The organism is Synechococcus sp. R55.7, from assembly GCF_047461955.1.
GTDB lineage: Bacteria > Cyanobacteriota > Cyanobacteriia > Thermostichales > Thermostichaceae > Thermostichus.
In genome coordinates, this window is record NZ_JANSIC010000064.1 from 7,766 (window position 1) to 9,594 (window position 1,829).

The following is a 1,829-nucleotide window of genomic DNA, read 5'->3' on the forward strand; positions in this document are numbered from 1 at the left end:
AGGCGGCTGGACTGGCGCAACCTCAACACCCTCTGGGGATCCCTATTGGCCGAAACCTTGAGTCGGCTGGGTTGCCGTTTAGCGGTGGTGTGTCCGGGATCCCGCTCAGCACCCCTGACCTACGCGCTGGCCCAGCACCCCGACATCGAGGCAATTCCCGTGCTGGATGAGCGGTCGGCAGCCTTTTTTGCTCTGGGGTTGGCCCAGCAAACCCGGCGGCCCATCCCCCTGGTGTGTACTTCTGGCAGTGCTGCCGCCCACTTTTTCCCGGCTCTCCTTGAGGCGGCAGAAAGTGGCTGGCCGCTTTTGGTTTTGACGGCGGATCGGCCCCCGGAGCTGCGCCACTGCCGCGCCGGCCAAGCGATTGACCAGGTGAAGCTCTACGGCCATTACCCCAACTGGCAGGCGGAGTTGGCCCTGCCCAGCGCGGATCCAGAAGCCCTGGCCTACTTGCGCCAGACCCTGGTTCACGCCTGGGAGCGCACCCTTTACCCTTTTCCCGGCCCGGTGCATTTAAATGTGCCTTTCCGGGATCCCTTGGCTCCCATTGCCGATGGCAGCACTGCGCCGCTGCTCCATCTACAGGAAGATCCGGAGTTCGAGAAGACCTTTTTTCGTGGGGTTGCTCCTCCATGCACCGGCTCTTCCTTGCAGGCGGTGCGGAGCCCTTTTCAGACGGAGACGGTTTCTTTTTGGCAGGAGTGGCGCAGCTGTGAGCGGGGGGTGATCTTGGCGGGGCCGGCTCAACCGCTGGATCCCCAGCGCTATGTGGAGGCAGTGGCCCGTTTGGCGACGGCTTTGGGCTGGCCGGTGCTGGCGGAGGGGCTTTCTCCCCTGCGGAACTACGCTTCCCTCAACCCCTGTCTCATCACCACCTACGATCTCATCCTGCAGCGGGATCGGCCCCAGCTTTGGCCGGAGCAAGTCATCCAACTGGGATCCCTGCCCACCAGCAAAGCGCTGCGGCAAACCCTGGCCAAGGTTGCTCCCCGCGTTTGGCGGTTGGATCCCCGCCCTGAGAATGGGGATCCCCTGCACAACCCCACCACCCATTTGCCTTTCGCCGTGGAAGAGTGGGTCGCCGGGATCCCAGAAGCACCGGCCAAGCAAACAACTTTTCTGCAGGGCTGGCTGACAGCGGAAGCACAAATCCGTGCTGCCCTAGACCAGGCCATGACTGACCTATCGGAGTGGTTTGAAGGCAAGGTTGCCTGGTGGCTGGCCCACCACTTGCCCCCAGAGACTCCGCTGTTTATTGCCAACAGCACGCCGGTGCGGGATGTGGAGTGGTTTTGGCCCCCCAACGACCGCCGCATCCGGCCCTACTTCAACCGCGGCACCAACGGCATCGATGGCCTTCTCTCTACCGCCTTCGGGGTGGCCCACCGGCAGCGCCCGACGGTGTTGCTAACCGGGGATCTGGCCTTTTTGCACGACTGCGGCGGCCTGCGGCTTGGCCCTCACCTGCAGGGATCCCTGACCATTCTCCTCATCAACAACCAGGGGGGTGGGATTTTTGAGCTGCTGCCCATCGCTGAGGTGGGCCCACCCTTCGAGCCCTATTTCGCCACGCCCCAGGCGGTGGATTTTGCCCTGCTCTGTCAGGCCCACCACATTCCCCATCGCCGAGTGGAAAGCTGGCAGGAGCTGGCCGAAGCTCTGGATCCCTTGCCTGCCCAAGGGGTGCGGGTGTTGGAGATCCTTACGGATCGAAAAGCCGATGCTCAGCGGCGGCGGGACTGGTTTCAACAGTGGTCGGAGCTGCCATCCAAGCCTTGACCTGCTTCCAGATCTGCTCCGGCAAATCCTCAGCTTCGCAGTCCAGCCAC

At 63.4% G+C, this 1,829-nt stretch carries 1 protein-coding gene; it reads left to right on the top strand.

The features are described 5' to 3' along the window. The first annotated feature begins 6 nt into the window (after positions 1-6). The gene (menD, locus tag NW820_RS05070; RefSeq protein ID WP_414406863.1) at positions 7-1,779 is read left to right on the top strand and encodes a 2-succinyl-5-enolpyruvyl-6-hydroxy-3-cyclohexene-1-carboxylic-acid synthase; all 1,773 of its coding nucleotides are present in this window, start codon (positions 7-9) and stop codon (positions 1,777-1,779) included. Positions 1,780-1,829 lie beyond the last annotated feature (50 nt).